Raw genomic sequence first — 6,000 nt, forward strand, 5'->3', positions numbered from 1 at the left:
TCTCGGAAAAATCGGGTCAAACGTGAAAATTCCGTCAATGCCCGGCAATTTTGAGCACGCTTGTTGCATCAATGCTCATCACGGTCGGCACGACATCTGCACAGGCAGTGACGTGAACCAGATAACAACAGCTGCACGGGCAACCAAGGAGTTTGGGAATCAAGGTGTTAGCACCAAGCCGTGCTCCCCCTGGTTCAACCGAAACAGCGCTGGAGTTGAACGTCCCGTTGAAAACAGGGCGTGATTTGCGACATGGATATAACTATTTGCGACACGACCATAAAGTTACCGAAAGGTTCCGTTCGCAAGTATCGCCAGGCCCAGTCAGCGTGATATACATTTCCGCCGACTCAAACAAGAAAGAGCAGTCCCAATAAAAAAACCAGGTGGGACAGCAGCAATCTTCCTAAAAACCAAAGGAGCAAATCACGATGCGCGTGATGAAGTGGAGCATGATCGCCCTGGCCGTAGCCGCCGGGACCTCGCAAATGGCTGTAGCGTCCTCGCAGGACGAGTCCAAGGGTTTCGTTGAAGACAGCAAGCTGAGCGTCAAGACCCGCATGCTGTATTTCAGCCGCGACTTCCGTAACGCACCAGCTGGCTCGCAGAGCCGCGTGGAAGAGACCGGCCTGGGCTTCCTCGGCACCTTCGAATCCGGCTTCACCCAAGGCACCGTCGGTGTCGGTGTCGACGCCATTGGCATGCTCGGCCTCAAGCTGGATACCGGTGATGGTCGTGCCGGCGCCGGCCTGTTCCCTCAAGACTCCGAAGGCCGTGCCGAGGACTCCTACAACAAGGGCGGTGCAGCAATCAAATTCCGTGTTTCCGATACGGTGCTGAAAGTAGGTGATCAGTTCACCGCCATGCCGGTATTCGCGACTGACGACAGCCGTCTGCTGCCAGAAATCGCTCGCGGCACTCTGATCACTAGCAATGAGATCAAGGGCCTGACGCTGAATGCTGGCCGCTTCACCAGCCTGACCGCACAAGCAGCCTCCTGGCGCGACAGCATCAACGGTCGGGATGGCGACACCGGTCTCAAGAACCCTGGTTTGACCAGCGCGAACGTTTTCGGTGGTACCTATGCATTCACCGACTCGCTCAGCACTACCCTCTACTACTCGAAAGTCGAAGACTACTGGCGCAAGTACTACGGTAACGTCAACTGGGCGTTGCCTCTCTCCGACAAGCAGGGCTTGGTGTTCGACTTCAATATCTACGACACCAAGAGCGACGGCAAAGGCCTGCAACGTGCCTACAACGATCGTGTAACCGAACTCGACAACCGCGCATTCAGCCTGTCGGGCGCTTACAACATCGGCGCTCACACCTTCACCCTGGCATACCAGAAAGTTACCGGTGATGGTGACTACGGTTACGGCGTGGACGGCGGCGGTACTGTCTTCCTGGCCAACTCCATCGCTCGCTCCGACTTCAACGCCGAAGACGAGAAATCCTGGCAGGCTCGCTACGACCTGAACTTCGCCGAGTACGGCATCCCAGGCCTGACCTTCATGACCCGTTACGCCAAAGGTACCGGTGCCAACACCCGTACCACCGACAACGGTAAGGAATGGGAACGCGACATCGACGTGAAATACGTACTGCAAGAAGGGCCTGCCAAGGACCTGAGCTTCCGCGTGCGTCAAGCCACCTACCGCTCCTCCGATGGCGTTTACTACGGCTCCAACTCGATCGACGAACTGCGCCTGATCGTCGAGTACCCACTGAGCATCCTGTAAGCCCTACGGCCCGCAGACCTCAGTACGAAGAAGCCCGGCCCTGCCGGGCTTTTTCATTTGTGTCATCGACTTACGTCAGATTAGGTTTCCGGCGTCCTATACGTCACCGATTCCCCCCCGTACAATGCGGGGTCATTTCAGTTAAGCAACCGACAACGGCCTATCATGCGCACCAGTCAATATTTGCTCGCCACACAAAAAGAAACCCCTTCCGACGCGGTCGTCATCAGCCACCAGCTCATGCTGCGTGCCGGCATGATCCGCAAGCTCGCCTCCGGCCTGTACACCTGGCTGCCGATGGGCCTGCGCGTGATGCGCAAGGTCGAAGCCGTGGTTCGCGAGGAAATGAACGCCGCCGGTGCCCTGGAAGTGCTGATGCCGGCCATCCAGCCCGCCGAGCTGTGGCAGGAATCCGGTCGCTGGGAGCAATACGGCCCCGAGCTGCTGCGCCTGAAGGACCGTCATGGTCGCGAGTTCTGCGTAGGCCCGACCCACGAAGAGGTCATCACCGACCTGGCCCGCAACGAGCTGAGCAGCTACAAGCAACTGCCGCTGAACATGTACCAGATCCAGACCAAGTTCCGTGACGAGATCCGTCCGCGCTTCGGCCTGATGCGCGGTCGCGAATTCATCATGAAGGACGCCTACTCCTTCCATGCCGACCAGGCTTCCCTGCAGGAAACCTACGACCGCATGCACCAGGCGTATTGCAACGTGTTTACCCGCCTGGGCCTGAACTTCCGCCCCGTGCAGGCCGATACCGGCTCCATCGGCGGCAGCTACTCCCACGAATTCCACGTGCTGGCCGAGTCCGGTGAAGACGATGTGATCTTCAGCGACAGCTCCGACTACGCCGCCAACATCGAGAAGGCCGAGGCCATTCCTCGCGAGACCGTGCGTCCCGCGCCGAACGAAGCCCTGCGCCTGGTCGACACGCCGAACACCAAGACCATCGCCGCCCTGGTGGAAGGCTTCGACCTGCCGATCGAACGCACCATCAAGACCCTGATCGTCCACGGTGCCGAGAAAGGCAAGCTGGTTGCCCTGATCGTCCGTGGCGACCACGAACTCAACGAAATCAAGGCCACCAAACTTGAGCTGGTTGCCGACCCGCTGGTCATGGCCAACGAAGAAGAACTGCGCGCAGCCATCGGTGCGGGCGCCGGCTCCCTCGGCCCGCTGAACCTGCCGCTGCCTTGCATCATCGACCGTTCGGTCGCCCTGATGAGCGACTTCGCCATCGGCGCCAACATCGACGACAAGCACTACTTCGGCGTGAACTGGGAGCGCGATCTGCCAGTACCGGAAGTCGCCGACCTGCGCAACGTGGTCGAAGGCGACCCGAGCCCGGACGGCCAGGGTACCCTGCAGATCAAGCGCGGTATCGAGGTCGGCCACATCTTCCAGCTGGGCACCAAGTACAGCGAAGCGCTGAAGTGCCAGGTGCTGGGCGAGAACGGCAAGCCGGTCACCCTGGCCATGGGCTGCTACGGCATCGGCGTGTCCCGCGTGGTCGCCGCCGCCATCGAGCAGAACTACGACGACAAGGGCATCATCTGGAGTGACGCCCTGGCGCCGTTCCACATCGCCCTGGTGCCGCTGCGTTATGAAACCGAGGAAGTCCGCGCGGCCACCGACAAGCTGTATGCCGAACTGACCGCCGCCGGTTTCGACGTGCTGCTGGATGACCGCGACAAGAAGACCAGCCCTGGCATCAAGTTCGCCGACATGGAGCTGATCGGCATTCCGCACCGTATCGTGGTCAGCGACCGCGGCCTGGCCGAAGGCAAGCTGGAGTACAAGCATCGTACCGAAAGCGAAGCCCAGTCCCTGCCGGTGGCGGATGTCGTGTCGTTCCTGCAAGCCCGTATCCGTCGCTGATCGATAGCCAACGCAAGAAGTCACCATGTTCAAGCGAAGTACCTTTACCTTCGGGGGCGCCGCCTTGTGCGGCGCCCTGCTCCTCAGCGGCTGCGCCAACCAGATGTCCCAGCGCAGCGAGCACGAGGAACGCATCGAGCGCAAGCTGCTCGAGCACAGCCTGCAGATCGATGTCGGGGAACCCAAGGTACTCGAGCTGCCGCAACGCCGTGTGCGCATCCACGAGCAGAAGCACTTCGAAGTCACCGAGTTCGAAGTGACCCGCCGCTATGATCGCTACACGCCCTACCAGCCCTGGCGGGAGGTCTACGAGATCCCGCTGGGCGCGGTGGCGGTGGTGGCCGGCGTCGGCGCCAACGTGGTGAACGTCTTCGCCTTGGGCAGCCTGCCGGACAGCGTGACCAAGGACTGGCTCAGCTACGGCTTCGCCGGGCTCAACCCGTTCATGAACGTGCAGTCCAACGGCCGCGCCCAGCAGAACCTGGCCGGGATCGACGAAGTGCAGAAGGACAAGCGCCAGGAATACAGCAGTCTTCCCTGGAGCGAGCGCCCGGTGCAGGTCAAGGCCGGCAAGATGGAGCACGAGCTGACCACCGATCGCAACGGTGTCCTGCGCCTGAACCTGCTGGACAGCCCGTTCAGCGAGCAGAACCTGACCCACATCGGCACCCTGCACCTTGCAGTGGCGGACGAAGACAATGCGGTACGCGCCGATGCCAGCCTGCTGGTCAGCGGTACCCTGCGCAACAAGCTGGTGGAGGCCCATGGCCTGATTTTCGACGACCTCGAAGAGGACGACGTCAATCAGTGGGTGCATCGAGTCAAGCGCCTGTCCGACCTCGGACTTGAGGAGGAAGCCAGCGAGCTGGAGCAGAGCCTGATCGAACTGACCCGCAATGATCCGGAGTTGCAGCAGGAATTCCTGCAGTCGCTGACTAAGGATGCGGGGCGTCTGGTGGCCGATCCCGGCGCACACTGACGGTTACATCATTGGGGCTGCCTTGCAGCCCCAATCTGTTTCAGGACGCCGGAAACAGCTCCAGTTGCTCATGGGCACCCCGCAGATCCTGAAGCCGCACACCAATCCCCAACAACCGGACAGGCCGTCCTCCCCGCGCGAACGCCTGGCTGAGCAACTGCTGATAGCTCTGCAGATCCCGCCCCGCCCCCGCCTGCTCCAGGGTGGTCTGGCTGAAATCATGGAACTTGACCTTCACGAACGGCTTGCCGGGCCGGTAGCTGCTGTCGATACGGGCCATGCGGCCATTGAGGGATTCCAGCAACTCCGGAAGCTTCTCCAGGCAGCTCGCCAGATCGGGCAGATCCTGATCGTAGGTATTTTCCACACTGACGGACTGGCGCCGGCTGTCATTCTGCACCGGTCGCTCATCGATGCCCCGGGCCAGATTGAACAGACGCTCGCCAAAGCCACCAAACTCCCTGACCAGCGCCAGCCGCTCCCACTGGCGAAGATCCAGGCAGGACACGATCCCCAGGCGATGCAACTTGTCCGCCGTGACCTTGCCGACCCCGTGCAGCTTGCTCACCGGCAACTGCGCCACGAAGTCCTCCACCTCGGCAGGGGTGATCACGAAACAGCCGTTGGGCTTGCGCCAGTCGCTGGCGATCTTGGCCAGGAACTTGTTCGGAGCGACGCCTGCCGACACGGTGATATGCAGACGCTGCGCAATCTTGCGCCGGATATCCTGGGCAATCAGCGTGCCGCTGCCAGAGCAGCGTGGGCTTTCACTGACATCCAGATAGGCTTCGTCCAGCGACAGCGGCTCGATCAGATCGGTGTATTCACGGAAGACGTTATGGATTTCCCGCGAGGCTTCTTTATAAGCATCCATCCGCGGCTTCACGATCAGAAGGTCCGGGCACAGGCTCAACGCATGTCGCGAAGACATCGCCGAACGCACGCCGAACGCCCGGGCTTCGTAGTTGCAGGTGGCAATCACGCCCCGACGCTCCGCCGAGCCGCCCACCGCCAGCGGTCGCCCGGCCAGGCGCGGGTCGTCACGCATCTCGATGGCCGCGTAGAAGCAATCGCAGTCGATGTGGATGATCTTGCGCTGAAGCATGGATGACCGTTAATGCGGAAAAGTCGTACGCGCAGTATCTCACCCGTCCTGCCAGGCCGCATCAAACCTCTGCATAACCGCCGGATAGCGCGGTGCGCAGCCTGCCACTCACTGGCAAGTCACTGCTCAGGAATGCTAACCATTTGAAGAAAAAAGGATTTTTTCGAGTTATTGCTTGACACGGAAAGCTATCCCTGTAGAATTCGATCCCACAGGCGCGGGATGGAGCAGCCTGGTAGCTCGTCGGGCTCATAACCCGAAGGTCGTCGGTTCAAATCCGGCTCCCGCAACCA

General features: G+C 60.8%; 4 protein-coding genes and 1 tRNA gene. 4 read left to right on the forward strand and 1 reads right to left on the reverse strand.

Annotation, left to right across the window (positions count from 1 at the left end; all coding sequences use genetic code 11):
* The first annotated feature begins 431 nt into the window (after positions 1-431).
* The 3 genes from V0R59_RS21295 to V0R59_RS21305 all read left to right on the forward strand — a co-directional run bounded on the left by V0R59_RS21295 (position 432) and on the right by V0R59_RS21305 (position 4,602).
* A complete protein-coding gene (locus V0R59_RS21295) occupies positions 432-1,742 on the forward strand; it encodes an OprD family porin (protein WP_330076408.1) in 1,311 nt (436 codons plus the stop codon).
* A gap of 165 nt (positions 1,743-1,907) precedes the next feature.
* The gene (locus V0R59_RS21300) at positions 1,908-3,623 is read left to right on the forward strand and encodes a proline--tRNA ligase (RefSeq protein ID WP_330076409.1); all 1,716 of its coding nucleotides are present in this window, start codon (positions 1,908-1,910) and stop codon (positions 3,621-3,623) included.
* 25 nt (positions 3,624-3,648) lie between these two features.
* The gene (locus tag V0R59_RS21305; RefSeq protein WP_330076410.1) at positions 3,649-4,602 is read left to right on the forward strand and encodes a hypothetical protein; all 954 of its coding nucleotides are present in this window, start codon (positions 3,649-3,651) and stop codon (positions 4,600-4,602) included.
* A gap of 40 nt (positions 4,603-4,642) precedes the next feature.
* On the opposite strand, the gene dinB is transcribed toward V0R59_RS21305, so the two are convergent.
* The gene (dinB, locus tag V0R59_RS21310; protein WP_330076411.1) at positions 4,643-5,707 is read right to left on the reverse strand and encodes a DNA polymerase IV; all 1,065 of its coding nucleotides are present in this window, start codon (positions 5,705-5,707) and stop codon (positions 4,643-4,645) included.
* 216 nt (positions 5,708-5,923) lie between these two features.
* Between dinB and V0R59_RS21315 the strand changes: the two genes are divergently transcribed.
* Positions 5,924-6,000, forward strand: a tRNA-Met gene (locus tag V0R59_RS21315).

This window comes from Pseudomonas ulcerans (assembly GCF_036324125.1).
Lineage (GTDB): Bacteria > Pseudomonadota > Gammaproteobacteria > Pseudomonadales > Pseudomonadaceae > Aquipseudomonas > Aquipseudomonas ulcerans.